The organism is Pseudomonas sp. RA_105y_Pfl2_P56 (assembly GCF_963970845.1).
Lineage (GTDB): Bacteria > Pseudomonadota > Gammaproteobacteria > Pseudomonadales > Pseudomonadaceae > Aquipseudomonas > Aquipseudomonas baetica_A.
This window is the reverse complement of sequence record NZ_CAXAPL010000025.1, coordinates 1-26,098: the sequence shown is the minus strand read 5'-3', so window position 1 is coordinate 26,098 and position 26,098 is coordinate 1. Positions and strand designations below refer to the sequence as shown.

Genomic DNA, 26,098 nt, shown 5'->3' with positions numbered 1-26,098 from the left:
AACCCTTAGAAGTTGTCAGTGGAGGTGAACACGCCGACGCGAAGGCCTTCGGCGGTGTAGATTTCGCGACCGTCGACAGTCACCGAACCATCGGCAATGGCCAGGTTCAGCTTGCCCTTGAGGACGCGTTTGATATGAATGTTGTAGGTGACTTTCTTGGCGGTCGGCAGCACCTGACCGAAGAATTTCACTTCGCCCGAACCCAGCGCACGGCCGCGGCCCGGCAGGCCTTGCCAGCCCAGGAAGAAACCGACCAGTTGCCACATGGCATCCAGACCCAGGCAGCCCGGCATGACCGGATCACCTTCGAAGTGGCACGCGAAGAACCACAGGTCAGGATTGATATCCAGTTCGGCGACCAATTCACCTTTGCCGTACTTGCCGCCTTCTTCGCTGATCAGGGTGATTCGATCCACCATCAGCATGTTCGGGGCGGGCAGTTGCGCGTTACCTGGGCCGAACAGCTCACCGCGACTGCAGCGCAGCAGATCTTCCCGAGTAAAGGCGTTTTGTTTGGTCATGCGAGCTCCTCAATAATCCCATGCGGCAGGTGGGGCAAATCTTCCCGACCGTTCGAAGCGTTCATGCCTCGAACCGGCAGCCTACTCATAGACTATTGCGTTGTGGTGAAAGTCACAGCACCAAGGACATGAATGTACACTTGTGCACTGAAATTTTTATTCAAGCCCCTTTTGAGGCTCGTTCGGGTGCCTAAGACTGCCGCACTTTCGCTTTTCACGCCAGTCGCAGATGGTCGAAAAGCCGTCACTACGACACCCAGCGCTGCAGAATCTGCTGTAGGTCATTGCGTTTGAACGGCTTCGCCAGATAATCGTTCATGCCCGCCGACAGGCAGGCCTCGCGGTCGCCCTGCAAGGCATTGGCGGTCAATGCGATGATCGGCACCGCGCTGCGTCCGGGCAAGCGGCGAATCTGCCGGGTCGCTTCGTAGCCATCAATGATCGGCAAACGGCAATCCATGAGAATCATTTCGAAATCGCTTGCTTCGGCATTTTGCACCGCTTGTGCGCCATCGGTGGCAACACTGACAGTAAAGCCCAAACTGCGCAGCATCGCTTCAATCACAGTCTGATTCACCGGATTGTCTTCCACGAGCAACACATGACGCCCCTCGCCGTGACCGCTGCTGTTCAATGCGCGTGGCGCTGCCAGTTGCGGCAACGCCTGCTTATAAAGAGCCAGCGGAATTTCCAGGGTGAATACCGAGCCGCGACCTTCTTCGCTCTGCGCGCGCAATGTCCCGCCCATGCGCTCGGCGAGAGTGCGGGCAATCGGCAGACCGAGGCCGGTGCCACCGTAACGCCTTGAAATAGAACTGTCGGCCTGCTGGAAAGCGTTGAACATCAACTCCAGGCTCTCGGACGAAATACCGATGCCGCTGTCGCGCACCGAACAGGTGAACCACAGCAGTTCGTGATCCAGCGACTGCCACTGCGCCTCGATGCTGACCCGACCCTGTTCAGTGAATTTCAAGGCGTTGCCGACCAGGTTGACCAGAATCTGCCGGATCCGCGTCGGATCGCCCTGTACCTGCAAACCGTGCATGTCTTCAGGGATCCGCAGATTGAGCGCCAGGCCACGCTGAACCGCGCTGTGCTGGAACGACTGGGCGCAGGCTGCGATGAGTTCGGCGAGGTTGAACGGGATATGTTCCAGTTCCAGTTCCGAACGCTCGATGCGCGAGAAGTCGAGAATGTCGTTGATGACCTTGAGCAGGTGTTCGGTGGACTCCGAGGCAAGCGCGGCGTACTCGACCTGTTCTTCGGTCATGTCGGTGGTTTCGAGCAATTGCAACATGCCCAGCACGCCGTTCATGGGGGTGCGCAGTTCATGGCTCATCATCGCCAGGAAGTCGGATTTGGCGCTGTTGGCCTTTTCCGCTTCCTCACGGGTCTGGATCAGTTGGGCCATGGCTTGATGCTGTTCACGACTGGCCTGTTCCAGCGCCTGAGCGAGGTTGTTGATGTGTTGCGACAGGGCGCCCAGTTCGGTGTCGTCGACAATCGGTAGCGGCGTTTTATAGTCGCCTTGCTGAATCGCCTTGACCGCATTGCCGATATCGCGAATCGGCTGCGACAGGCTGCCCGCCAGGCGCCGCGCGACGATGAAGGTGAAGAGCAGGGCAAACAGCGCCAGAATAGCGGCCTTGAGCAGGATTTCCTGCTGACGCTGACTGAAGGCATCGTTGGACAGACCGACGATCACTCGCCCCAGATAATCCTCGTTGGCCGCGCCATTGCTGACTTTGGTGTCCTGGAAAAAATCATTGTGCAGGGCGATCCGTTGCAGCCTTACCGGCGCTTGAAAAACTTCGACCTGATGCGCACGGCTATGGACATTCGCCGGTTGCTCGACGTAGACCAGAATCCGGTTGGCACTGTCCTGCACTTCGATAAAGCGCACGTTGGGTGTTGCCAGCGAGGCTTTGAGCAGGCTCTCCAGCACTTCGTTATTGCCGGAAATCACCCCGTACTCGGTGGCGGGTGCCAGTTGGTTGGCGATCAATTGGCCGGTGTGGTTCAGCTCCTGGCGCAAATCCTGAATGCGCACGAAGGTAAAAAAGCTGATCAACAACAAGGTCAGCAACAGCGCCGGGCCCAGGCTGATCAACTGGGTCCGGGTGTTGATGTCCCAACGGCGACGGAAACTCATGGGCGGCTTTCTCCTTCAGCCAACGCTCTGGCGACTGACGCGTCATTTAACGGTTCGATCCCAAGGGAACGAGCCACCTGCGCATTACTTGAAACTTTAAAACGTTTGGGATAGAGGGCTGGCGGCCAATTGCCCGGCGGCTGGTCGAGCAGTTGGTCGAGTACCGCCAGCCAGTCGCTCTGATCGCTGTAGCTGCTGACCAGGCTACCGGCGCGGACAAACGCAACGTTGGGCCCCACCAGCGCCATTTGCTGCGAGTAACTGCTGAGCAGCAGGTTTTTCGCGGTTCTCGGGTTGTACAGATCAGGATCGTCGAGGCCCAGCAGCACGTCGCTGTTTTTCAGTACAGCTTGCAGGGGTCGGTTGTCGTGGGTGTTGTCCCAGCGTTGGCTGACGATTTGCAGATTCAGCGATTGAGCGGTCAGGCGCAGTTCCTTGAGCAGAAATTCGCTGTGCGGGTGGAACAACACGCCAACCCTGCGCGCCTGCGGCAACATCCGCCGGATCAACTGCAATTGACGGCCCAGTGGTGGATCGCTCCACAGCAGAGTCAACTGCGAGGGTTGTGCCGAGCCGAAACGCTGATGTGCTTGCACGCGGCTGATACGCAGCACCAGCGTTGCCGGGCCCTTTGAGTCTTGCAGGCGCCAGTCGAGGCTTGGCAGATCGAGCAGAATCAGGCGCAGTCTGGAAGGTAATTTTCCCGGTGCCGGGAGACTGGCCAGCGGCTGGAAACGCACACTGTCGGTCGGACGCAACTCGCTGAGGGCCTGAACGAAAGCCTGCACGCCGGGACTTTCTTCAGCCCCTGTGAGCAGAATATCGGCAGCTTGCACTGCGATGCCGTGCAGCCACGCGGCCAGAAACAGGCACAGCCCGGCCAGGCAGTGGCCAAGGGTTGGCGCCTTGCGTGACAGGCCGAGGCGCACCCTAGAACTCCAACTCGGCGCTGAAATACATCACCCGGCGTTCGTCGTATTGGTTGTCCACGAACGTCGTTGGCGCGTGATCGAGGCGCTGTTGCAGCACGCCGGCCAGTTGCAGTTGGGCTTTGCCCAGCGGGATGCGTTTGGCGATCCGCGTGTCGACCCGTTCAAAGCGATAGCCGTTGAGCGCGTTGTCGCCGTAATAGAAGAGGGCGCTGTTCCAGCCTTGGCCCCAGTCGCGCAGCCAACCGGCCGAACCGCTGTTGCGCGAGGTGAATTGCTGATCCAGCGGATTGCTCGCTTGGGCGTCGACGTAGGCGTAAGTGAAACGCAAGCGGTCGACCCTGCTCACGCGCCAGTCGAGTTGGGTTTCGGTGCCGCGAAAACGTGAGCTGTTGGCATTGCTGGCGATGTATTGGTTGTTGCGCAACGGCTCGCTGATCATCCCGGTGATTTCGTCGTAGAACAGCTTCACATCCAGTGCCAGTCCCCACTCTGCGAAATTGCCGTTGTAGCCCAGTTCACGCGAGCGCATGTGTTCCTGATCGAGATCGCCGGGGCCACGGGTCTTGACGAAATAACGCGCTGACGACTGGCCGTACGCCGTGGGCCGCAGGTTGGTCACCTGATAGCTCCAGTTGACGTTGTTCTCGAACATGTCCGGCGAGCGGATCGCCTCCGAGTACACCGCACGCAGACCATGGCGCGGGTTGATCAGGTAGTTGATCGCGAAGCGCGGGGTCAGCGAACTGCCGATCAGTTGCGTGTCTTCGAACATTGCACCGCCCTGCAACAGCCAGTGTTCGGTCGCGCGCCATTCCAGTTGGCCGAAGGCGCGCCAAGTGGTGTCGTCCAGCGTGCCGTTGAAGTAGGTCTCGGAATCGGCCCGGTCGTAACGATAGTTCATGCCGCTGACCAGGCGCAGGCTGTCGGACAGGCTGAGGGTGTCCTGCAATTCGAGGTCGTAACGCGACTCCCGGGCACTCTGGTCGATATCGCCGCACAGGGTTTGGCTGGCGCCGTTGCGCCATTGATCAAGCACCTGATTGGCCAGCGCCATTTTCTGCGGGCTGCCGGGCTCGGCGCCGGGGCCGGTGAACCGGGTGATGTTGCGCGCCAGGCGCTCGGTGTAATTGGGGTCGAGTTGCCACAGCTGCGTCAGTTCCGGGCTGAACGACACTTCGGCGTCGCAAGCTCGCCAGGTTTGCTGACGGTCCCAGTGCTGCGCCGATCCTTGTACATAAAGGCTATGTTCGGGATTGATGTCGAGATTCCAGCGCACCGACCCGGCGTAGTCCTTGGCCACCACGTCGGAGTTGTTCCCCGCGTCTGTAATCCCCGAGAACACCGGTCGGTAGGTATAGGGCCGCTGGTTGGTGCCGTCCTTCGCGTTGACCTGCCAGTCGAGGCTCTGGCTGTCGCTCAGGGTATGACTGACCGCGAGACTGAAACGGTTCAAGCGGCGGCTGTCGCGGTAATCGGCGCCTGTGCGATTGCTGTCGAAACCGTCGTCTTCTTGACCTGACAGCGACAGACGCAGGTCGCCGCCATTCCAGCCCGTGCCCTGGCTGGCATGGAAATCGTTGATGCCGCGCTGGCCTCGAGTGATCTTCAGCCGTGTGCCGTGGCTGTTCGCCGGGTGGCGCGTGATGATGTTGACCACCGCCATCAGTGCATTGGCGCCGTAGCTGACAGTGTTCGGGCCTCGGAAGACTTCGATGCGCTCAATGTCTTCCACGGCCACCGGAATATCGCTCCAGTCCACCGTGGCCAGACCCGCGCGGTAAACCGAGCGGCCGTCGATCAACACCTGCATGCGCCGCGCTTCGCTGGCGTTGGTGCCGTGGTAATTGACCACAGCCTGATTGCCGCTGACGTTGCCGACCATCATCCCGGGCACCAGGCGCAGCAGTTCACTGATGTCGCGGGCGCCGCTGGCGTTGATCAATTCGCTGTCGAGGACGGTCATGCTTCCCGGCACTTGCGCCGGTGTCTGTTTAAGGCGTGTGGCCGTCAGCACCTGCGGTAGCGACTCGCTGTCCATGAACAGGTCATCGGCCTGCACGACCGGGCTGAACAGCAGCGCGAGCAACAGGGACGAGCGCGATGAGGGAGAAGCAAAGAGCACGACACAGCCTATAGAGCGAAGAATTGGCGGGCATGTTAACCGAGGGCAGCGACTTTTCCAGTCACGTTATAGGCATTTTCCTAGGTTTTGTTGGTCTTCTTCCTACAAGTATCGGTAATTGACGCGGGGGCTGGCCGCGACGGGGTCGCCCCGTATAATGCCGACATCGCCACTGGTATGGATTAACGGATTGCATATGACTGAACAGCGCCCGATTGCGGTCCTGGGAGGCGGAAGTTTTGGTACCGCCGTGGCCAATCTTCTGGCCGAGAACGGCCATCAAGTCTTGCAGTGGATGCGTGACCCCGAGCAGGCCGAGGCCATCCGGGTCAATCGCGAAAACCCGCGTTACCTCAAAGGCATCAAGATTGTGCCGGGCGTGACCGCCGTCACCGACCTGCAAGCCACCCTCGATGCCTGTGACCTGTGCTTTGTCGCCCTGCCGTCCAGCGCGTTGCGCACGGTGCTGGCCGCCCACGCCGAACGGCTGAGCGGCAAAATGCTGGTCAGCCTGACCAAGGGTATCGAAGCCCACACCTTCAAGCTGATGAGCCAGATCCTCGAAGAGATCGCTCCGCAAGCGCGCATCGGCGTGTTGTCCGGGCCGAATCTGGCGCGGGAAATCGCCGAGCACGCACTGACCGCCACCGTGGTTGCCAGTGAAGACGAAGACCTGTGCAAACAAGTGCAAGCCGCGCTGCATGGCCGCACCTTCCGCGTCTACGCCAGCGCCGATCGTTTCGGTGTCGAGTTGGGCGGTGCGTTGAAAAACGTTTACGCGATCATCGCCGGCATGGCGGTGGCTCTGGAGATGGGTGAGAACACCAAGAGCATGCTGATCACCCGGGCCCTGGCCGAGATGACCCGGTTTGCGGTGAATCAGGGTGCCAACCCCATGACCTTCCTGGGGCTTGCCGGCGTCGGTGACTTGATCGTGACGTGTTCGTCGCCCAAGAGCCGCAACTATCAGGTCGGTTTCGCCCTCGGTCAGGGGCTGAGCCTCGACGAAGCGGTGTCGCGCCTTGGTGAAGTCGCCGAAGGGGTGAATACCTTGAAAGTACTCAAGGCCAAATCCCAGGAGGTGGGTGTCTACATGCCGCTGGTCGCCGGGCTGCACGCCATTCTGTTCGAAGGGCGCACGCTGGACCAGGTCATCGCGTTGTTGATGCGGGCCGAGCCGAAAACCGACGTCGACTTTATTTCCACCAGTGGTTTCAACTGAATCAGCAGGGAACGACCTATGAACGATCCAAAAATCGACACCAAGTACGAGTCCATCCTCCTGCGGGTGTTGTGGATGCTCATTTACGTGCTGGCCTGGCAAGTGGCGCAGTTCATCCTTGGCGCAGTGGTGCTGGTGCAACTGATCTATCGTTTGATCTATGGCGCTCCGAGCGCCGGCCTGATGAATTTCGGCGACAGCCTGAGCCAGTTTCTGGCACAGATCGGCCGTTTCGGTAGCTTTCACAGCGACCAGAAACCATGGCCGTTCGCCGACTGGCCTGCGCCGCGTACCCCCGAAGGCGAAGCGCCGCATGCCGTGCCGCCAGCACCGCATCCGGCCCGAGATGAGGAACCCAAGCTATGAAACTCTGGGTATTGCGTCACGGTGAAGCCGTGCCTTATGGCGCGTGCCCCGATGCCGAGCGGGAGCTGACCGAGCATGGCCGCCAGGAAGCCTTGAGCAGTGCGGCCCGTCTGATGGGCCAGCCGTTGACCGCGATCTACGCCAGCCCCTATCTGCGCGCGCAACAGACCGCGCAGATTGTCCGTGAGGCGCTGGGTTTCGAGCCGCCGATTCGCACGGTCGAGTGGCTGACGCCGGAGGTCGATCCGGACAAGGTCACCGATCAACTGGTCTCGGTGAGCAATGTGCTGCTGGTCAGCCATAACCCGCTGGTGGGCAATTTGCTCAGCTATCTGCAGCATGGCGCCGGGTATCCGCCCGAGAGGGTCAGCACGGCCGGGCTTGCGGAGCTTGAACACAGTGAGTTGCTGATCGGCTCGATGAAGCTCAATAGCCTCAAGCATCCATAACGTTGTAAACACCGCTCCCACATTTCGCTGTGTCGGGGGAAATTATTTGTTTGAATTTTCCAACCAAGCACTTGCTTGGTTGACTACGCTTGCTCCAGACCCAAAAAACAGGAGCGAGTCGCATGTCTGCCGCATTCCGTTTGCCGCTGGACGTGTTTTACGAACGTGAGGCACGGCATCCGCGCCAGCGCTTCCTTGTACAGCCAATCGGGGGCGGGCAGGTCGAAACGCTGACCTGGGCCGACGTCGGCCATCAGGCCCGTTGCGCCGCGCATTGGCTGCGAGCGCGCGAGTTGCCGCAAGGCAGCCACATCGCCCTGATCTCGAAAAACTGCGCGCACTGGATCATCGCCGACCTCGCCATCTGGATGGCCGGGCACGTCTCTGTGCCGCTGTATCCCAACCTGACCGCCGACTCCGTGGCTCAGGTGCTCAATCACTCGGAAAGTGTGTTGGCGTTTATCGGCAAACTGGATGATTGGCCCGGCATGTCGAAAGGCATGCCTTTGGGCCTGCCGACCATCAGCCTGCCGCTGCATCCGGCCGGCGACTTCGATTTCAGCTGGGCCGACCTGCAACGCAGTTCACCGATCCAGGACGACCCGCGTCCCGCCGCCGAGCAACTGGCCACCATCATCTACACCTCCGGCACCACTGGCCTGCCCAAAGGCGTGATGCACAGTTTCGCCAACCTCGGGTTTGCGACGACCCATGGCACGCAGTTATTCGGGCTTAACGAGCATGATCGATTGCTCTCCTACCTGCCGCTGTGCCACGTCGCCGAGCGGATGTTTGTAGAGTTGGCGTCGATCTACACCGGGCAGACGGTGTTCTTTGCCGAAAGCCTCGAGACCTTTATCACTGACTTGCAGCGTGCGCGGCCGACCGCAATGTTTGGTGTGCCACGAATCTGGAGCAAATTCCAGATGGGCGTTTACAGCAAGATTCCGGCAAAGCGCCTGGATTTGCTCCTCGGCCTGCCGTTCATCGGCAAGCGGGTCGGGCACAAAGTGCTTGCTGGCCTCGGGCTGGATGCCTTGCACGTCGCCCTGTCGGGCGCCGCGCCAGTGCCGCAAACCTTGCTTGCGTGGTATCAGAAACTCGGGCTCGACGTCCTGGAGGTCTACGGCATGACCGAGAGCTGCGGCTATTCGCACATCTGCCTGCCGGGTCAATACAAGCAGGGCTGGATCGGTAAACCGTGCCCGGATGTTGAAGTGCGTATCGATGAGTCCGGTGAAGTGCAGGTACGCAGTCAGGCGAACATGCTCGGCTATTTCAAGGAGCCGCAGAAAACCGCCGAAACGATCACCGAGGACGGTTTTCTGCGCACCGGTGACAAGGGCGAGCAGGATGCCGAAGGGCGCCTGCGTCTGACCGGTCGACTCAAGGAGATCTTCAAGACCAGTAAAGGCAAATATGTGGCTCCGGCGCCGATCGAAAATCGGCTGGCGGTGCATTCGCGTATCGAACAGGTCTGCGTGGTGGGCGATGGTTTGAGCGCGCCGCTGGGCTTGTGCGTGCTCTCCATTGTCAATCAGGAAGAGGGGCGGGCGAGTCTGCATTCGAGCCTGGAAAAACTGCTGGAGGAGGTCAACGCGGTGCTCGACAAGCACGAGCGCCTGCGTCGACTGGTGGTGGTCAAGGACAGTTGGGCGGTGGAGAACGGGTTTCTCACGCCGACCCTGAAAATCAAACGCAACGTCATCGAAGACACCTACGGCGCGCGCTTCGAAGAATGGAGCGAGCGCAGCGAGGCGGTGCTGTGGCAGGATTGAGCGACCACTAAAACAACAAAGGAAGTCTGTGATGAGCCTGTGGCGCACCACTCCCGACATCGAGCAGTTGAACGCAATCCAGAAAAACACCATCGGCGAAGTGCTGGATATCCGTTTCGAGGCGTTCGACGAACAATCACTGACCGCGAGCATGGTCATCGACCATCGCACCCACCAGCCTTACGGCCTGCTGCACGGCGGCGCCTCGGTGGTGCTGGCTGAAACTGTCGGTTCTATGGCCAGTTATTTGTGTATCGATGCCAGCCAGTTTTATTGCGTGGGGCTTGAGATCAACGCCAACCATTTGCGTGGTTTGCGCAGTGGCCGGGTGACGGCTGTGGCCAAGCCGATTCATATCGGTCGCACCACGCATGTCTGGGATATTCGACTGACCAGCGATGAAGGCAAGGCCAGTTGTGTCTCGCGCTTGACCATGGCAGTGGTGCCGTTGGGGCAGACACCACCCTCGAGTTGAGTCATACGCTACGTCGTCTGATAACACTCATGGGCAGGTCGCCCGCGTCGGGTGTTTCCGGGTGATAACCGGCGGGTGTCGCATCTCTCCAAATCCGGTTCGCTGGAGTGAAACGATCCAGAGTGAAGTCCCCATCGTCGTACCTGGCCAGCTCGAAGGCGCCACGCTGCACATGCTGGCCCAGGTATGTGCGGGCCTCGGTGGGGGTGGCCAGGCTTTCGACGACTGCTGATTGTAAGTGGGCGTTTTCGATTGTGTTCGTTAGAGGTTCGGCGAGCAATGTCAGTGAGGCGGTCAAGGTTGAGCCGGCGGTGCGTGTTACGACGCCGTACAGCCATTCCGCAGCATTCGGCACAGAAAGCCGATTGCGTTCCGGGCTGCTGTAGTCACCTCCACGCAATGAGTTGATCGTGGTTGTGGACGCTCCATCCAGGCCTTCCACGGTAGCGGCGACAGTGATATCCAGGCCAGGTGGCAGATTTGCCCCGAGCGCACCGTCAGCAAAAAGAACGGCTCCATAGAAGGCGGTGCGCCAAGCGGTCGTGGTGCCGCTTGGCGCAATCGTGACGCTGGGGCCGACGCTGGCGAACGCGCGTTGGCCTGCTTCCCTTGTCATGCTCTTGGGCACACTGGCAAGTATGCTGATGGCTGTCATGTTCAAGGTTTCCCGCTCAGACAGGTACGCATACAGTGGAGCGGCGGCTCCCGCCGCAGCGCCCGCCAGCCCCAAGATACCGGCCATGACTTTCTGTGTGGTGCGGTTGTAGTTGCGGCTGCTGGCAATACGACTGCCTGCTCCTATCCCCATGGAACCACCGGCCAACGCACCCACCATGCTGCCTGCTAGGGTCAATCCCAGATTGACACCCGGGTCTGGCGGTGAGTCCGGATCGCCGGTTGCCCATTGCTCCAACCCTCTTGCAGCAAAATATTTAACCGCTCCTGCGGCCAGTGCACTCACACTGTCCCGGCCAAAGGTTGCCAGAGCGGCGCCCACGCCTTCTTTCAGTGTGACCAGTCCCTGGAAGTCCACGTTCCCGACAGGGTTGCCGTGCACCATGGCAAACAGATTCAGTCCGTCCTGCACCCCCAGCGGGTCTGCATTGAGCCAGCGCTGAAGCCATGGCGTGTAGTAACGAAAACCGTAGTAATACAGGCCACTGGCATCCCGTTCCTTGCCCGAGTAGCGCAGGGTCTTGTAGCTCGCTTCGACCAGGCTTCGGCCCGCCCACCAACAGGTACCGCCAAACGGGTAATAGCTTTCCCGGGAGATCATCTGTGCCTGGGCGTCCAGTTCAATGGTGCTGGAGTTCAATTGATCGGTGAAGCTGTAGCGCTGCTGATGCTGGGGTATGCCGTGTGGTGGCGGTTTTTCAAAGTGCAACACCTGGATTGTCGCGCGACCGGCCTTGACGGTGATGACGTGTACGGTCTGATTCGGATCGGTGCGAATTTCCAGACCGGGCAAGTAGCGCGTTTCACTGAGTCGTTGCACCGATGCGGTACAGGCCTGACGGATTTTTCGCAGGCGTTGACCGCTGCCGTCATAGATGTAGAACTCGCAATCATTCGGTTCACCCTCTCGAACCACCTGATCAACCTGTTGCAATTCATTGCGTCGATCCCATTGCAGCGTTTGCCCTTCGTCTTGGAGAAACACGCGGTTGCCATTGGCGTCGTAAGCGGCGGCAATCGCCTGCTCATCGGGCAGATGGCCGTCGGGGCTTTCCGGCAGGCTGCGATTGCTGGCGCTGGCCACAACCGTGCGCTCGGTGCGGTTTCCACTGGCGGCGCGGTGCTCCATCAACAGCAGATTGCCGGACGGATCATAGGTGTAAGTGCGCGTGTAGTTTTCCAACTGACCCGGGTCGGCAGGAGAGGCAAATGCCGGCAGCTGTGGCCCGCCCGCAGCGTTGCGGATCTGCCGGCCACTGGCCTCGATCAAGCGCGAGAGGCTGTCGTAACGGTAGCGGCAGATCGCGTCTGTTCGCTGGTTACGGTGATAGACAGCCGCCTCTGCGCTATCGCTGATGCGAGTGATATTGCCGACTGCGTCGTACGCGTAGGACAGATCCTGGAGGATCGAGCCATGACTGGTCTGGCTCCTCAGACGTTGCAGGCGGCCATCGTCGAGGCTGAATGTCGCTTGGGAGATCACGTCATTTCCCGCGCGTTGCTGCTCAATAAGCCCAAAGGCGTTGTAGTGGATATCGCTGACCAGCGTCTGGCTGTCGTCGTTTGCGGCCAGTGTCAGACGGGTTTCTTTCACATGGCCCGCCACGTCTTGAAGCTGTATCTGCCGATTTCCCAAGGCATCTGTCTGACCAACCGACTCGCCAAGGGCGTTGTAGCTGAAGTGGGTCGCGGCCGATCGGGTTTCCAGAAAAAAATCGCGATCGACTTCCACTTCCGGCCAGTCCACCGCCCACGCGGGATCGGCACTGAAGGTGCGACAAAGTTGCAGTGGTTGCCCGCTCATACTGAGTTCAGTGAAGTGCAGGGTGCCTGCGGTGTCGTCATGCCGAATCAATCGGCCACGGCGGTTATGGTGGACTTCATCCGGATCATCGAAATAGGTGAAGCGCTCCGTACAGTGTTCAGGCTCGTCGCCAGACTGCTCGAAAGTGGCGCTCGGTCGTCGCAGAGCATCATGGACGATACGGCTGTGGTTGCGTTTCTGATCCCATCCGTCAATGTGAGCGCCGTCCTCTGCGAGCAAGCTCAGGCGCCAGCCGGCATCGCTGTTTTCACTCGACAGCATGGCGCCTGACAGGCTGAACACATTGCTCTGATTCGCCGGGCCGGGTTTTCAGGTGTGTGCTCGCGGAACAGTCTGGGATCGCGACTCAATACCGTGCGCCCCGCTGCATCATGCGTCTGGTGAGTGATGTAACTCTCGGGTGCCAAAGTCTCATCGCGACGATGGTAATTCACGCTGCGTAATACCAGGCCTCGAGCGTCGAAGGCCTGGATGGCGGGTGTATTCGCGTGAGTCATGGGCGCCGGCAGCTTTGATGAGGGTGATCCTCTTATCAGCCTGAACACGGCGTGGGTCAACTGACAGAACTGACAGTTGACAAAAACACCCACACGGCGGTGCGTCGGATATAGCCATGGCGCGACTGTCATCATTCCTGGCCGTTACGGTCATTGCTGTGAGGCGCACTCTTGCGGACAATCAACGCCACGTTTCCCGCTCATGGATCTACCCGCATGTCGCAACCGATCTTTTTCGCCCACGCCAACGGATTTCCTTCGGGTACCTATGGCAAGTTGTTCGCGGCGCTGGCGCCCGAGTACCGGGTCGCGCATCTGGAGCAGCATGCCCATGACCCGCGATTTCCCGCGGACGATAACTGGTACAACCTTGTCGATGAGTTGATTCACCATTTGCAGCAGCAGGATCAACCGGTGTGGGGCGTCGGCCACTCGTTTGGCGGCGTGCTGCACCTGCATGCGGCGCTGCGTTGCCCTGAGTTGTATCGCGGCGTGGTCATGCTCGATTCCCCTGTGCTGACCCGTACCGATCAATGGGTGATCCGTGCGGCCAAGCGCTTCGGCTTCATCGACAGACTGACTCCGGCTGGACGCACCCTGGGCCGGCGCGAAGAGTTTGCCGATCTCGACAGCGCACGCAGCTACTTTGCCGGCAAGACATTGTTTCGCAGTTTCGATCCCGAATGTTTCGATGCCTATCTGCAACACGGTTTGCATCAGGTGGGCGACAAGCTGCGGTTGCGCTTCGACCCGGCCACCGAGATCAGCATCTATCGCGGGGTGCCGCACACCAGTCCCGGCCTTACCCGACAGTTGCAAGTGCCGCTGGCGGTGGTACGAGGGCACAAGAGTCGGGTGGTGATGCGTCATCACACCCGTTTCGTTTCGCGTCTTGCCCAGGGCGAGGCGCTGAGCATGCCCGGTGGCCATATGTTTCCGCTTGAACGCCCGCAAGACACGGCGCGGTTGCTCAAGAGCCTGTTCACTCGCTGGGAAAACCCTCAGGACAAGGATTGCGCATGAGCCCGACCTTCGAAGAAGTACGCCTGAACCTGCCGCATATCGAGTTGGCTGCGCACTTGTTCGGTCCCGAGGACGGTTTGCCGGTCATCGCCCTGCATGGCTGGCTCGACAACGCCAACAGCTTTGCCCGCCTGGCGCCGAAGCTCAAAGGCTTGCGCATCATGGCCCTGGACATGGCCGGGCATGGGCACTCCGGGCATCGTCCGAGTGGCGCCGGTTACGCGTTGTGGGACTACGCCCATGACGTGCTGCAGGTTGCCGAGCAGATGGGCTGGAAACGTTTCGGCCTGCTCGGGCATTCGATGGGCGCCATCGTGTCGCTGGTGCTGGCCGGTTCGTTGCCGCAGCGTATCTCGCATCTGGCGTTGATCGACGGCGTGATTCCTCCTACAGACAAAGGCGAAAACGCTGCCGAACGCATGGGCATGGCCCTGCAAGCGCAACTGGAACTGCGCGAGAAGCGCAAACCGGTCTACAACAGCCTCGACCGAGCCATCGAAGCGCGGATGAAAGGTCTGGTGGCGGTCAGTCGTGAGGCGGCGGAACTGTTGGCGCAACGGGGATTGATGCCCGTGCCCGGCGGTTACACCTGGCGCACCGATAATCGCCTGACGCTGCCGTCGCCGCTGCGCCTGACCCTGGAACAGGCGATGGCTTTCGTCCAGCGCATCGACTGTCCTGCGCAATTGGTCGTCGCGGCCGACGGCATGCTGGCCAAACACCCAGAACTGCTGGAGCGTCTACCCTTTAACCGGGAACAGCTGCCCGGCGGACACCATTTGCACCTCAACGATGAGGCCGGTGCCGATCTTGTCGCAGACTGTTTCAATCGGTTCTTCGCCATTCCTTGACTTGCTGCGGGCAACTGTCGAGGCTGGGCGGGTTGAAATGGGAGATAACCATGATGGATCTTTACACCGCTACGACCCCGAATGGCCAAAGCGGCACCCAGGCCATGTCTGTCCGATGAACCTATCCATGCGTTCACTCAGTCTCTTGGCACTGTGCTGTTTCAGTTCCTTTTCAATCGCCGACGATGTACCGGGCAGTCAGGATCTACCGATCGTGCCGCGTCTGGCCGATGCACAAATCGTCGACTATCGTGCCCCGACCGAACTGGAGCGTGTCTATCCGCTCGGATCGATCCGTAAAATCAGCGGCAAGCTGCGCTTCGAAGGGCAGGTCAGTGCCAGAGGCCAAACCACGTCAGTGACCTACGAACTGCCACCGGAACACTCCGCCAACGAAGCGTTCACTGCCGCCCGTGAAGCGCTGCAAAAAAAACAGGGTGCCGAGTTGCTCTATTGGTGCGAGTCCCGTGATTGTGGCGAAAGCAGCCTGTGGGCCAATGAGGTCTTTGGTAATTCGAAACTGTTTGGTTCCGATGAGCAGCAGGCCTATCTGTTGCTAAGGCTGGCGGCTCCAAGGGATAACACGCTGATAGCGCTCTACAGCATTACGCGCGGCAATCGCAGGGCTTATCTGCATGTTGAACAGTTCGTGGCCGAAGCGCCGCTGGGCGAGTTGTTGCCGACGTCTGCGACCCTGTTGCGGCAGCTCAAAAGCACTGGTGAACTGGACTTTCCGAAGTTGGTGGGCGATCCGGATGACATCTGGCTGCGGCTGATTTCCCGGGGCCTGAACCTGGATATTACGCAAAGGGTGACCGTGTCGGGCCCCAAGGCCGAGGCTTGGCGACAAGCACTGATCGAGCAGGGCGTGCGCGCGAGGCGGCTGGAAGCCGGCAGTGTCGAAGGCCCTGGCCTGCACATTAATCTGTTGCGATAAGGTGTATCGGGCGGGCACGCTGTGTGTTCGCCTATTTTTTGTCTGACTGACTTTTTCGAGACCTTACATGCTCAATAACGATCGGCTGTTGGTGCAAATCCTTCTGCTGGTGCTGTTTGGTGCCAGCCTGTGGGTGATGGCGCCGTTCTGGTCGGCGTTGTTCTGGGGCGCCGTGCTGGCGTTTGCCAGTTGGCCGCTGATGCGTCTTCTGACCCGCTGGCTCAATGGCCGCGAATCGCTGGCCGCCGCCATTCTGACGTTGGGCTGGATGCTGCTGGTGGCGGCGCCGCTGGTCTGGCTGGGGTTCAACCTGGCAGATCACGTGCGTGATGCCACAGCGTTCATCAAAGATGTGCAAGTCGATGGTTTGCCGCAGGCGCCGACGTGGCTGGGAGGTTTGCCGTTTGTGGGTGAGCGGCTGGTCGGGCTCTGGAACAGCATTGATGAGCAGGGCGCCGCGTTGATGGTGTCGATCAAACCTTATCTGGGGCAGGTCGGTAACTGGTTGCTGGCGCGCAGTGCGCAGATCGGCGGCGGGATTCTCGAACTGACGTTGAGCATTGTCTTTGTCTTCTTTTTCTATCGCGACGGGCCGAGGCTGGCGGCGTTTGCTCATCGCTTGCTGGAACGCTTGATTGGCGAACGCGCCGGGTACTACATCGAATTGGTCGCTGGCACGGTTCAGCGGGTGGTCAACGGCGTGATCGGTACGGCGGCGGCGCAGGCGATTCTGGCGTTGATCGGCTTCCTGATTGCCGGCGTACCGGGGGCGTTGGTATTGGGGGTTGTGACGTTCCTGCTCAGCCTGATTCCGATGGGACCACCGCTGGTATGGGTGCCGGCCACGGCTTGGCTGGCCTGGAAGGGTGAGTATGGGATGGCGGTGTTTCTCGGGATCTGGGGGACGTTCGTCATCAGTGGCGTGGACAACGTGCTCAAGCCGTACCTGATCAGTCGCGGGGGGAATCTGCCGCTGGTAATTGTATTGCTGGGTGTCTTTGGCGGGTTGATTGCGTTTGGGTTTATCGGGTTGTTTATCGGACCTACGCTGTTGGCTGTTGCTTATAGTTTGCTGACGGACTGGAGCAAGAGTCAGGCTCGGGTTGAAGACCGCCGTTAGTTTTTTGGAATGGGACGGTATGCGCGGGCCTGAGGACTGACCTGTCTCTGGCAGGAGTCCCCAGTCCGGACTGTGGGCACCGCACGTTTCAGCTCGTCCTGATCCACCGCGCCATCGCTGTTGCTGTCGAATTTGGCGAACAGTTGCTTTTGCAGTTGCTGGCCTCGGGCGTTTTGCGTGGAGGCGCTGCGGGTGCTGGTATAGCTCGTGTAGCTGCTGACGCTACCGATCATCGGGCTCACTCCTGAACTGGAAAACCGGTGGGTGTACCGGCGCAGGCAGCCTCAAGGGGCAGGTGAGTACACACGAGGGTGGAGTTCTCAGGGTCGAGGCAGGCGGATGACTGCCGTGAGGCCGCCACCGGGGGTTTGTTCCAGGTTTAGATCTCCACCCAAACGCTGCGCGGCTTCCCGGGCAATGGTCATGCCCAGGCCGACGCCGCCGGAGTTGCGGTTGCGCGAGCCTTCCAGGCGATAAAACGGTTCAAACACTGCCTCGCGCTTGTCCTCGGCAATTCCCGGCCCATGGTCGATCACGCGGATCAGCAGTTGGCCGCGCCGATCCAGCAGTTCGATGCATGCCTGCCCGGCATAGCGCAGGGCGTTGTCCATCAGGTTATTGATGCATGAGCGCAGCGCCATCGGCTGTACCGCAAGTGGTGCGCAATGGCCGCTGACCTGCACATCCGAGCCTTGATCCTGGGCGTTTTCGCACAGAGATTCGACCAGCGCCTGCACGTCCATTAATTGCAAGGCTTCGCTGGTGCGCTGTTCGTGCAAATAGGTAAGGGTGGCATCGAGCATGCCGATCATGTCGTTCAGATCCTGGCGCATCTGGCTTTGCAATTTGTCGTCGCTGATGTTTTCCAGGCGCAGTTTCAATCGCGACAGCGGTGTGCGCAGGTCGTGGGAGACGGCGCCGAGCATTCGCGCGCGTTGCTGAATTTGTTCGCGTATCCGTTGTTGCATCAGGTTGAAGGTATGCGCTGCTTGCCGGGCTTCCCGCGGGCCGGATTCGTCCAGCGGTGGGCTGTCGAGGTCTTCACTGAGGCGCTCGGCGGCGTCACTCAAGCGCTGGATCGGGCGACTGAGCAGCTTGGCGCCATACCAAGCGGCGATCATCAAGGTAATGAACTGAAAGGTCAGTGGCACCACGGGGCCGCCGAACCAGGGTCGCGCTGGCCGTGGCGGATAGCGCGGATCCTGGTGAGGCCGTTGCCCCTCGGCATTTGGGGAAAACGCCGGGGGCGGCGGAGGTGGCGGCGGACCGTAGAGGTGAAACCAGGTGAACGCCAGCAGGTGCGCCAGGACGATCGCCACGAACAACACGCCAAACAGGCGGCCGAACAGGGTGTCGAAGCGCGCCCGCATCAGCCGATGTCTCGTGCGTCGAACAGGTAACCCTCACCGCGCACGGTTTTGATCAACTGCGGTGCTTTCGGATCGTCGCCGAGTTTCTGTCGCAGACGCGAGACCAGCAAGTCGATGCTGCGGTCGAACGCTTCAATCGAACGGCCTCGGGCGGCATCAAGCAATTGTTCGCGGCTGAGTACCCGGCGCGGGCGCTCGATGAAGACCCAGAGCAGGCGGAATTCAGCGTTGGACAGCGGCACCACCAGGCCATTGTCGGCGATCAGTTGGCGCAGAACGCTGTTCAGGCGCCAGTTGTCGAAACGAATATTGGCGCGCTGCTCGGTACGATCGTCGCGCACGCGGCGCAGAATCGTCTGAATCCGGGCGACCAGTTCACGCGGCTCGAACGGTTTGGCCATGTAGTCATCGGCACCCAGTTCCAGGCCGATGATGCGATCGGTGGGTTCGCAGCGGGCGGTTAACATCAGGATCGGGATGTCCGATTCGGCGCGCAGCCAACGGCACAGCGACAAACCGTCTTCGCCGGGCAGCATCAGGTCCAGCACCACCACATCAAAATGTTCGGCTTGCATCGCCTGGCGCATCGCCGCGCCGTCAGTGACGCCACTGGCGTGGATATTGAAACGGGCAAGGTAATCGATCATCAGCTCGCGGATCGGCACGTCATCGTCGACGATCAGGGCGCGAATGCTCCAGCGCTTGTCGTCTTTGGGCTCATCCGTTCCGGTGGTTTGGGTGTTGTGCATGGGGCTGTTCATCTGCCAGTAAGCCGCCAACCACAAAGATGGGCTGCGAGGTTGTGGTTTCAGCATAGGTGTCCGGCCGCGAAGCGGGAAGTGCTGATGTAAGGACGTGTTTCGGCTGGCGAGGCTAGCGCGGGCGCTTGTTGGCGACATGTCGGTTGTGTATCGGAGTCGACACAATAGCGTCGAACGCTATGCTGATCACGTTTGGCGCGACGAATTACCGATCATCGGGTGCCGCGCCGCCGCCGGTTCCGCTACAATGCGCGCCGATTTCGACTTGCCTGAGAGCCCATCCATGTCCGCCTGCCAGACTCCTATCATCGTCGCCCTGGATTTTCCCACCCGTGACGCCGCACTGAAGCTGGCCGACCAGTTGGACCCGAAGCAGTGCCGGGTCAAAGTGGGCAAGGAACTGTTCACCAGTTGCGCCGCCGAAATCGTTGGCACCCTGCGTGACAAGGGTTTTGAAGTCTTCCTCGATCTGAAATTCCACGACATTCCCAACACCACCGCGATGGCCGTGAAAGCCGCCGCCGAGATGGGTGTGTGGATGGTCAACGTGCATTGCTCCGGTGGCCTGCGCATGATGGCCGCCTGCCGTGAAGAACTGGACAAGCGCAGCGGCCCGCAACCGTTGCTGATCGGCGTGACCGTGCTGACCAGCATGGAACGCGAAGATCTGGCCGGTATCGGTCTGGATATCGAGCCGCAGGAGCAGGTGCTGCGTCTGGCGGCACTGGCCGAGAAGGCCGGGCTGGACGGTCTGGTGTGCTCGGCGCTGGAAGCCACCGCACTGAAAACCGCGCATCCGTCGCTGCAACTGGTGACCCCCGGAATTCGCCCGGCGGGTAGCGCGCAGGACGATCAGCGCCGTATTCTGACCCCGCGTCAGGCGCTGGATGCCGGCTCCGATTATCTGGTGATCGGCCGTCCGATCAGCCAGGCGGCAGATCCGGCCAGGGCGCTGGCCGCTGTCGTGGCCGAAATCGCCTGATCAAACGCTGAAGATCCAAAATATGGGAGCGGGCTTGCTCGCGAAGTAGGCGTATCAGTCGACACAGATGTTGACTGACACACCGCCTTCGCGAGCAAGCCCGCTCCCACATTGGTTTCTGGTGGCTTAAACCTTCAACACCAACTTGCCGAAATTCTCACCGCTGAACAGTTTCATCAGCGTCTCGGGGAAGGTCTCCAGGCCTTCGACGATGTCTTCCTTGCTTTTGAGCTGCCCCTTGGCCATCCAGCCGGCCATTTCCTGCGCCGCACTGGCGTATTGCGCGGCATAGTCCATCACCACAAACCCTTCCATGCGCGCACGATTGACCAACAGCGACAGATAGTTGGCCGGGCCTTTGACCGCTTCCTTGTTGTTGTACTGGCTGATGGCGCCGCAGATCACCACTCGCGCTTTCGGCGCCAGGCGGCTTAGCACAGCGTCAAGGATGTCGCCACCGACGTTATCGAAATAAACGTCCACGCCTTTCGGGCATTCGCGTTTAAGCCCTGCCACCACGTCTTCGTTTTTGTAGTCGATAGCGCCGTCGAAGCCCAGTTCATCGATGAGGAATTTGCACTTGTCGGCGCCACCGGCAATGCCCACCACACGGCAGCCTTTGATCTTGGCGATCTGTCCGGCAATGCTGCCCACTGCGCCCGCAGCCCCGGACAACACCACCGTGTCGCCAGCCTTAGGCACGCCCACCTCAAGCAGCGCGAAGTAGGCGGTCATCCCGGTCATGCCCAGTGCCGACAGATAAACCGGTAGCGGCGCCAGTTTCGGATCGACTTTGTAGAAACCTCTTGGCTCGCCGAGGAAATAATCCTGCACGCCGATGGCTCCGTTGACGTAGTCCCCGACGGCAAAGCCCGGGTTGTTCGACGCGAGCACTTTTCCTACGCCGAGCGCACGCATGACTTCACCGATGCCGACCGGTGGGATGTAGGACTTGCCCTCGTTCATCCAGCCACGCATGGCCGGGTCGAGGGACAGGTATTGGTTCTTGACCAGAATCTGTCCCGCAGCCGGTTCACCGACCGGCACTTCCTGATAAGTGAAGGTCTCGCGGGTGGCAGCGCCCACCGGGCGTTTGGCGAGCAGGAACTGGCGATTGGTCTGGGAAGTCATGGCAGGTTCTCGAATTGAATTAAGCCTTGTTGATAGACCTTCACCGGCGATGTCGCAAGGTTGGCTGATGCGGCGAATGCACATCGATCCAGTGCAGTGATAGTGATCTACGGGGTTCTATCACTGGGGCGCATGGGCGCCTAAACAGGCTTTTGATAGTGCTGACGTCTGGTAGAACCCTGTGGCTATGCTGCACTTGAACCCATCCCCTGCATTTACCCGTTCGAGGACATAACAATGAGCATGACGTTTTCCGGTCAGGTTGCCGTAGTCACTGGTGCGGCCAACGGCATTGGCCGTGCGACCGCACAGGCCTTCGCCGCCGAAGGCCTGAAAGTGGTGGTGGCCGATCTGGATGCGGCAGGGGGCGAGGGCACGGTGGCGCTGATTCGTACAGCGGGCGGTGACGCCACTTTTGTGCGTTGCAATGTCACCGACGAAAACGACGTAAAAAACCTGATGGAAGAGGTGATCAATGTTTACGGCCGCCTCGACTACGCCTTCAACAATGCCGGGATCGAAATCGAGAAAGGCAAGCTGGCCGAAGGCTCGATGGATGAGTTTGACGCGATCATGGGCGTCAACGTCAAAGGCGTCTGGCTGTGCATGAAATACCAGTTGCCGCTGTTGCTGGCGCAGGGCGGCGGAGCAATCGTCAACACTGCCTCGGTGGCCGGGCTGGGTGCTGCGCCGAAGATGAGCATCTATGCAGCATCGAAACACGCGGTGATCGGTCTGACCAAATCGGCAGCCATCGAATATGCGAAGAAGAAAATCCGCGTCAACGCGGTATGCCCGGCCGTGATCGATACCGATATGTTTCGCCGTGCCTACGAGGCTGATCCGAAGAAGGGCGAGTTTGCCAACGCCATGCATCCGGTAGGCCGCATCGGCAAGGTCGAAGAGATCGCCAGTGCCGTGCTGTATCTGTGCAGCGATGGTGCAGCGTTCACCACGGGACATTCTTTGGCCGTGGACGGTGGTGTCACCGCGTTCTGAAAAAGCGCCGCTTGAAAGAACCCGCCTTCGTGCGGGTTTTCTTTTTATGGACCGCCGTCAGTTCCGTTAAACCGATAAACAATGTGTATCAAATGATTAGAACGGTCGCTTTTGGCGGCGTTGTCGCACAGCCTGTGCGGCGTGGCTGTGATTTACTGCCGCCAGCAAAACGGACAGGAGTTTGCTTGCTCATGGAATTGAGAATTGATCGACAGGCAATGGTGCCGGTCGTACAGCAGATTGTTGACGGACTGACTGACTGGATCCTGCAAAGCGGGGTACCGCCGGCTACCCGCTTGCCCTCTGTTCGGCAAATCGCCCGGGGTAATCTGCTCAGTCAGTCATGTGTCGTCGAGGCTTGTGAGCGGTTGGTAGCGCAAGGCGTTCTGTCCACGCGGCAGGGCGCGGGGTTTATCGTGGCACCGTCGCCGTCGAGCCAGAGCCTGGAGGATGAATCGGTGCCATGCGAGGGCCGGCAAGCCTGGTGCGATACCGTGTGCGGCACTTCAAGTGGCTTGAAACTCGGCGGTGGCGGTTTGCCGGAGAGCTGGCGCGAGCCCGACGATCTGAGCTATGCACTGCGTGAGGTAGCGCGTACCGACATGGCAAGCCTGTTCAACTACAGCACGCCACTGGGCCTTGCAGCGTTACGCGAGCAGATCGTCAAACGACTTAAACTGTTCAGCATCGAAGCCTGCAGCACACAGATTCTGAGCACTGGCGGTGCCAGTCACGCGCTGGATCTGATTGTTCGAACCTTGTTGAAGGCTGGCGATTGCGTCGTGGTCGAAACACCGGGTTATGCGCCGCTGTTCGACCTGTTGCGGCTGCATGGCGTGCGCATGCTTGAGGTGCGTCGAACGCCGAACGGGCCGGATATCGAAGCGCTTGAGGCTCTGCTGCGTCAGTTTCAGCCCAGTGCGTTTTTCATCAACAGCCATCACCACAACCCCACCGGCAGTTCCCTGACACCGGCAGTGGCTCAGCGCATCGTGCAGTTGAGCAGGATCTACGATGTACGCCTGATCGAAGACGATGTCTACGCGGACTTGCACACTGGCAATGGTACGCGCCTGGCTGCACTGGACGATGAGGAGCGGGTCATCTATGTCGGCAGCTTTTCCAAAACGCTGAGCAGCGCTTTGCGGGTGGGGTTCGTCTTGGCCGACAGCGAGCTTGTTGCACGGCTGGCTCGGGTCAAGATGATCAGCGGTCTGGGATGCTCAAGATTTTCCGAAGCGGTGCTGGCCAGTCTGATGTCGACCGGCGCATACCGCAAACTGGTGCAGCGTCAGCGGCAGCGCTTGAACGCCGATCGCGCAGCGGCGTTACAGGCTCTGGAGGATGCCGATTGGGAGGTTTTCGGCAAACCGACGGGCGGATTGTTTATCTGGGCGCGTGCGCGAATGACCGATCAGGCTCGTGTGTTCAGGCAGGCCCAACGCTGCGGGGTGCTGCTTTCAGCTCCAGATGCCTTCAGCCCCAGTGGCGAGGCTGGCGAATGGCATCGCATCAACGTGGCTTACGCCTGTGATCCGCGCGCCCGCCAGTTTTTTCGCAATACCGGTTCGGATCGACCTCAAGTGTTCTGAAAACGACGCGGGCGTAGCTTTTTGCCATTATTCCGACGCCAGAGACTTGTGCTGGTTCATGGCCATTGCGACTCTTCATCAACAGACTTTGGCAGGGGACTACGCGCAATGATTTCGGCCGTGCAAGCACGTTTTGCCAACCTTGGTATGGCAAAAAAACTGGGTATCGGGTTTGCGTTGGTCTTGCTGCTGACCGCGCTGGTGGCAGCCATTGGTGTCTGGTCTCTGCAAACCATCAGCCAGCGTTTCGACGGGCTCAAACAGATGTCCTCGCTCAATAGCGGCCTGCTCAACGTTCGCTTGCTCGAGCAGGAATACGCCTTGCGCGGTGATCCTAAAACCGCCGATGCCGTGCGTGAGGGCGTGGACGGGCTTATTGCCCGGGCCAATGAGCTCAAGGCGCAATCACCGGTCAACGTGCCAGTGATGACGGATGTCGAGCAGTCGCTGGCGGCCTATCGAAAGGCATTCGATGAGTTCGTTTCGCTGACCCAGGCCAAGGATCTGGCGCTGGAAATGGCCAGTTGGTCGGTTTCCAGTGTGGCCAACAATCTCGACTTGTTGCAGGCCGGGCTGGCGGACGACGGTGCGTATACCTTGAAGGATTCCGAGGGCAAGGATGGCGCGCAATTCATTGAGCAGGCCAGTCAGGTCAGTCAGGTGTCGAAGCTGATGCTGCAAGCGATGAATGAGGCACGGGTTCGACTGGATCAAAGCCGCAAAGGTGATGCCGACAATGCCGACAAAGGCAAAATCGAACAGGCTGCCCAAGCCCAGGCGCAGGCTGATGAGTTGAAGTCCACGGTCAAGGACGAAGGCTATCTGACGGTGCTCAATGAAGTCTTGGGGCACATCGCAGGTTTCAACGAAAAACTGGCTGAGTACACCGGGCTGCTGGCTCAGGAAAAGACTGTTTATGAACAATTGCACGAGCGTGCTGCGCAGGTGGTAGAGCGGGTGAATCAGGCTTATGTCGCGCAAGACAGCGCGATGCAGGCTGAACTTAAGAAGAACGCGCTGCTGATCATTGGCTCATCGGCGCTGGCACTGCTTGTCGGTTTGATCGCTGCGTGGGTGATTACCCGTTTGATCGTCGCGCCGTTGCGCAGCGTGATTCAAGTCGCGCAGCAGATTGCTGCCGGAGATCTGAGTGCAACGGTCGAGGTCACCCGTCGTGATGAAATTGGCCAACTGATGTTGGCGATGCAGCAGATGGGGGCGGGCTTGAGCACGATTGTCAGCGGGTTGCAGGCCGGTATTGAGCAGTTGGCCAGTTCGGCACAATCGCTGTCGGCCGTGACCGAACAGACCAACCTTGAGGTCAGCAGTCAGAAGGAAGAAACCGAGCAGGTGGCCACGGCCATGAATCAGATGACCGCTACTGTTCACGATGTTGCGCGCAACGCGGAAGAGGCGGCGTTGGCGGCGCAGACGGCGGATGACAAGGTCGAAAGTGGTCAGCAGGTCGTGCGCCAGAGCATGGCGCGGATCGAGCAACTGGCTGATTCGGCGACTTCGGCCAGTTCCAGTATCGAAAGCCTCAGCGCTGAAATCCAGAATATCGGTACGGTGCTGGAGGTGATCAAAAGCGTGGCCGAGCAGACCAATCTTTTGGCATTGAATGCGGCAATCGAAGCGGCGCGGGCCGGTGAGCAGGGCAGGGGCTTTGCAGTGGTGGCCGATGAGGTTCGTGCTTTGGCCCGGCGTACGCAGCAATCGACTGAGGAGATCGAGCGCTTGGTCAGTGCTTTGCGCTCGGCGGCGCATTCTTCGGTGCAGCAGATTCAGAGCAGTGGTGAACTGGTGAAGCTGGCCGTCAGTGATGCCTTGCAGACGGAGAGTGCGTTGGGGAGTATTGCGGCGGCGGTTTCGCTGATTCAGCAGATGAATCAGCAGATTGCGGCGGCGGCCGAGGAGCAGAGTTCAGTGGCGGAGGAGATCAATCGCAGTGTGACGAGTATTCGCGCGAGTGCCGATCAGTCGTCGATTGCAATGCGTGGGAATGCAGCCTCGAGTGTTGAACTGGCGCAGTTGGGGGGCGAGTTGCGCGGGATGGTCGGGCATTTTCGGCTTTGATGACTTGACGACCTGACAGGTGTACTCGCTTCAAACTGTGGGCTTGCTCGCGAAGAGGGATGTAACTTCTGTGAGGCTGGGCCCCAACCGCATGACCACAAAAAAGCCACCTCTCCAGACTGTGTGAAAACACACTGATGGTGGTTTCAAGCAAACGCCCCGACTTGTTCGGGGCGTTGGCTTTTGTGCGGACGGCAGACGAAAAAGGGCGTTTCAGCCCATCAACGCCATCAACTGACGTG

Annotated in this window: 21 protein-coding genes and 2 pseudogenes; 14 read left to right on the top strand and 9 right to left on the bottom strand. The window is 59.9% G+C overall.

Translation table 11 applies throughout. The features are described 5' to 3' along the window. Positions 1–5: 5 nt before the first annotated feature. The 4 genes from fabA to AACY11_RS17680 all read right to left on the bottom strand — a co-directional run bounded on the left by fabA (position 6) and on the right by AACY11_RS17680 (position 5,727). Positions 6–521 (bottom strand): 3-hydroxyacyl-[acyl-carrier-protein] dehydratase FabA, encoded by a 516-nt coding sequence (gene fabA, locus AACY11_RS17695; protein ID WP_003227150.1) that lies wholly within the window; start codon positions 519–521, stop codon positions 6–8. 247 nt (positions 522–768) lie between these two features. Beyond that, positions 769–2,673, bottom strand: coding sequence for a response regulator (locus tag AACY11_RS17690; RefSeq protein ID WP_339495429.1), 1,905 nt, complete (start codon positions 2,671–2,673; stop codon positions 769–771). Continuing rightward, a complete protein-coding gene (locus AACY11_RS17685; protein ID WP_339430828.1) occupies positions 2,670–3,602 on the bottom strand; it encodes an ABC transporter substrate-binding protein in 933 nt (310 codons plus the stop codon). The genes AACY11_RS17690 and AACY11_RS17685 overlap by 4 nt, the downstream gene beginning before the upstream one ends. 1 nt (position 3,603) lies before the next feature. Beyond that, positions 3,604–5,727, bottom strand: coding sequence for a TonB-dependent receptor plug domain-containing protein (locus tag AACY11_RS17680; RefSeq protein WP_339495428.1), 2,124 nt, complete (start codon positions 5,725–5,727; stop codon positions 3,604–3,606). A gap of 196 nt (positions 5,728–5,923) precedes the next feature. On the opposite strand from AACY11_RS17680, the gene AACY11_RS17675 reads away from it, so the two are divergent. From AACY11_RS17675 to AACY11_RS17655, 5 genes are all read left to right on the top strand, one after another. Continuing rightward, positions 5,924–6,949: an NAD(P)H-dependent glycerol-3-phosphate dehydrogenase gene (locus tag AACY11_RS17675; RefSeq protein WP_339430826.1), complete on the top strand. Its 1,026-nt coding sequence runs from the start codon at positions 5,924–5,926 to the stop codon at positions 6,947–6,949. Between the two features lie 18 nt (positions 6,950–6,967). Then, positions 6,968–7,315, top strand: coding sequence for a DUF4389 domain-containing protein (locus tag AACY11_RS17670; protein WP_339495427.1), 348 nt, complete (start codon positions 6,968–6,970; stop codon positions 7,313–7,315). Next, positions 7,312–7,764, top strand: coding sequence for a phosphohistidine phosphatase SixA (gene sixA / locus AACY11_RS17665; RefSeq protein ID WP_339430824.1), 453 nt, complete (start codon positions 7,312–7,314; stop codon positions 7,762–7,764). The genes AACY11_RS17670 and sixA overlap by 4 nt, the downstream gene beginning before the upstream one ends. 122 nt (positions 7,765–7,886) lie before the next feature. Beyond that, positions 7,887–9,542, top strand: coding sequence for an AMP-binding protein (locus AACY11_RS17660; RefSeq protein ID WP_339495426.1), 1,656 nt, complete (start codon positions 7,887–7,889; stop codon positions 9,540–9,542). 31 nt (positions 9,543–9,573) lie between these two features. Then, the gene (locus tag AACY11_RS17655; RefSeq protein WP_221732999.1) at positions 9,574–10,017 is read left to right on the top strand and encodes a hotdog fold thioesterase; all 444 of its coding nucleotides are present in this window, start codon (positions 9,574–9,576) and stop codon (positions 10,015–10,017) included. 1 nt (position 10,018) lies between these two features. Here AACY11_RS17655 and AACY11_RS17650 read toward each other — a convergent pair whose 3' ends face one another. Further along, positions 10,019–12,799, bottom strand: coding sequence for an RHS repeat-associated core domain-containing protein (locus AACY11_RS17650; RefSeq protein ID WP_339495425.1), 2,781 nt, complete (start codon positions 12,797–12,799; stop codon positions 10,019–10,021). Positions 12,800–13,230: 431 nt separating this feature from the next. On the opposite strand from AACY11_RS17650, the gene AACY11_RS17645 reads away from it, so the two are divergent. The 4 genes from AACY11_RS17645 (at position 13,231) to AACY11_RS17630 (ending at position 16,945) form a co-directional block, all read left to right on the top strand. Then, a complete protein-coding gene (locus AACY11_RS17645) occupies positions 13,231–14,037 on the top strand; it encodes an alpha/beta fold hydrolase (protein ID WP_339430820.1) in 807 nt (268 codons plus the stop codon). Then, on the top strand, positions 14,034–14,888 hold the full coding sequence (locus AACY11_RS17640; protein ID WP_339495424.1) for an alpha/beta hydrolase: 855 nt from the start codon (positions 14,034–14,036) through the stop codon (positions 14,886–14,888). Before AACY11_RS17645 ends, AACY11_RS17640 begins: the two co-directional genes overlap by 4 nt. 127 nt (positions 14,889–15,015) lie before the next feature. Beyond that, complete coding sequence (locus tag AACY11_RS17635) at positions 15,016–15,825, top strand: DUF4892 domain-containing protein (protein WP_339495423.1); 810 nt, start codon at positions 15,016–15,018, stop codon at positions 15,823–15,825. A 67-nt stretch (positions 15,826–15,892) separates the two neighbouring features. Then, the gene (locus AACY11_RS17630; RefSeq protein WP_339430818.1) at positions 15,893–16,945 is read left to right on the top strand and encodes an AI-2E family transporter; all 1,053 of its coding nucleotides are present in this window, start codon (positions 15,893–15,895) and stop codon (positions 16,943–16,945) included. 77 nt (positions 16,946–17,022) lie between these two features. On the opposite strand, the pseudogene AACY11_RS17625 reads toward AACY11_RS17630, so the two are convergent. The 3 genes and pseudogenes from AACY11_RS17625 to AACY11_RS17615 form a co-directional block, all read right to left on the bottom strand. Further along, positions 17,023–17,178, bottom strand: a pseudogene (locus AACY11_RS17625) (histidine kinase); the annotation flags it as partial. Between the two features lie 87 nt (positions 17,179–17,265). After that, entirely contained in the window at positions 17,266–18,315 is a 1,050-nt protein-coding gene (locus AACY11_RS17620) for a sensor histidine kinase (protein ID WP_339430817.1), read from the bottom strand. After that, complete coding sequence (locus AACY11_RS17615) at positions 18,315–19,064, bottom strand: response regulator (protein ID WP_445261463.1); 750 nt, start codon at positions 19,062–19,064, stop codon at positions 18,315–18,317. The genes AACY11_RS17620 and AACY11_RS17615 overlap by 1 nt, the downstream gene beginning before the upstream one ends. A 295-nt stretch (positions 19,065–19,359) precedes the next feature. Between AACY11_RS17615 and pyrF the strand changes: the two genes are divergently transcribed. After that, positions 19,360–20,058, top strand: coding sequence for an orotidine-5'-phosphate decarboxylase (pyrF, locus tag AACY11_RS17610; RefSeq protein WP_339430816.1), 699 nt, complete (start codon positions 19,360–19,362; stop codon positions 20,056–20,058). Positions 20,059–20,184: 126 nt separating this feature from the next. Here the strand turns inward: pyrF and AACY11_RS17600 are convergent, their stop codons facing one another. Next, the gene (locus AACY11_RS17600) at positions 20,185–21,189 is read right to left on the bottom strand and encodes an NADP-dependent oxidoreductase (protein WP_339464086.1); all 1,005 of its coding nucleotides are present in this window, start codon (positions 21,187–21,189) and stop codon (positions 20,185–20,187) included. A gap of 237 nt (positions 21,190–21,426) precedes the next feature. On the opposite strand from AACY11_RS17600, the gene AACY11_RS17595 reads away from it, so the two are divergent. The 4 genes and pseudogenes from AACY11_RS17595 to AACY11_RS28465 all read left to right on the top strand — a co-directional run bounded on the left by AACY11_RS17595 (position 21,427) and on the right by AACY11_RS28465 (position 25,856). Next, positions 21,427–22,188, top strand: coding sequence for an SDR family oxidoreductase (locus AACY11_RS17595; RefSeq protein WP_339430814.1), 762 nt, complete (start codon positions 21,427–21,429; stop codon positions 22,186–22,188). Between the two features lie 191 nt (positions 22,189–22,379). Then, positions 22,380–23,780 carry an aminotransferase-like domain-containing protein gene (locus tag AACY11_RS17590; protein WP_339464087.1) on the top strand — a complete coding sequence of 467 codons (1,401 nt, stop codon included), beginning with the start codon at positions 22,380–22,382 and terminating at the stop codon, positions 23,778–23,780. Positions 23,781–23,888: 108 nt separating this feature from the next. Beyond that, positions 23,889–24,995, top strand: a pseudogene (locus tag AACY11_RS28470) (HAMP domain-containing protein); the annotation flags it as partial. Further along, the gene (locus tag AACY11_RS28465; protein ID WP_401160011.1) at positions 24,975–25,856 is read left to right on the top strand and encodes a methyl-accepting chemotaxis protein; all 882 of its coding nucleotides are present in this window, start codon (positions 24,975–24,977) and stop codon (positions 25,854–25,856) included. The pseudogene AACY11_RS28470 and the gene AACY11_RS28465, both read left to right, overlap by 21 nt. Positions 25,857–26,098: the final 242 nt, after the last annotated feature.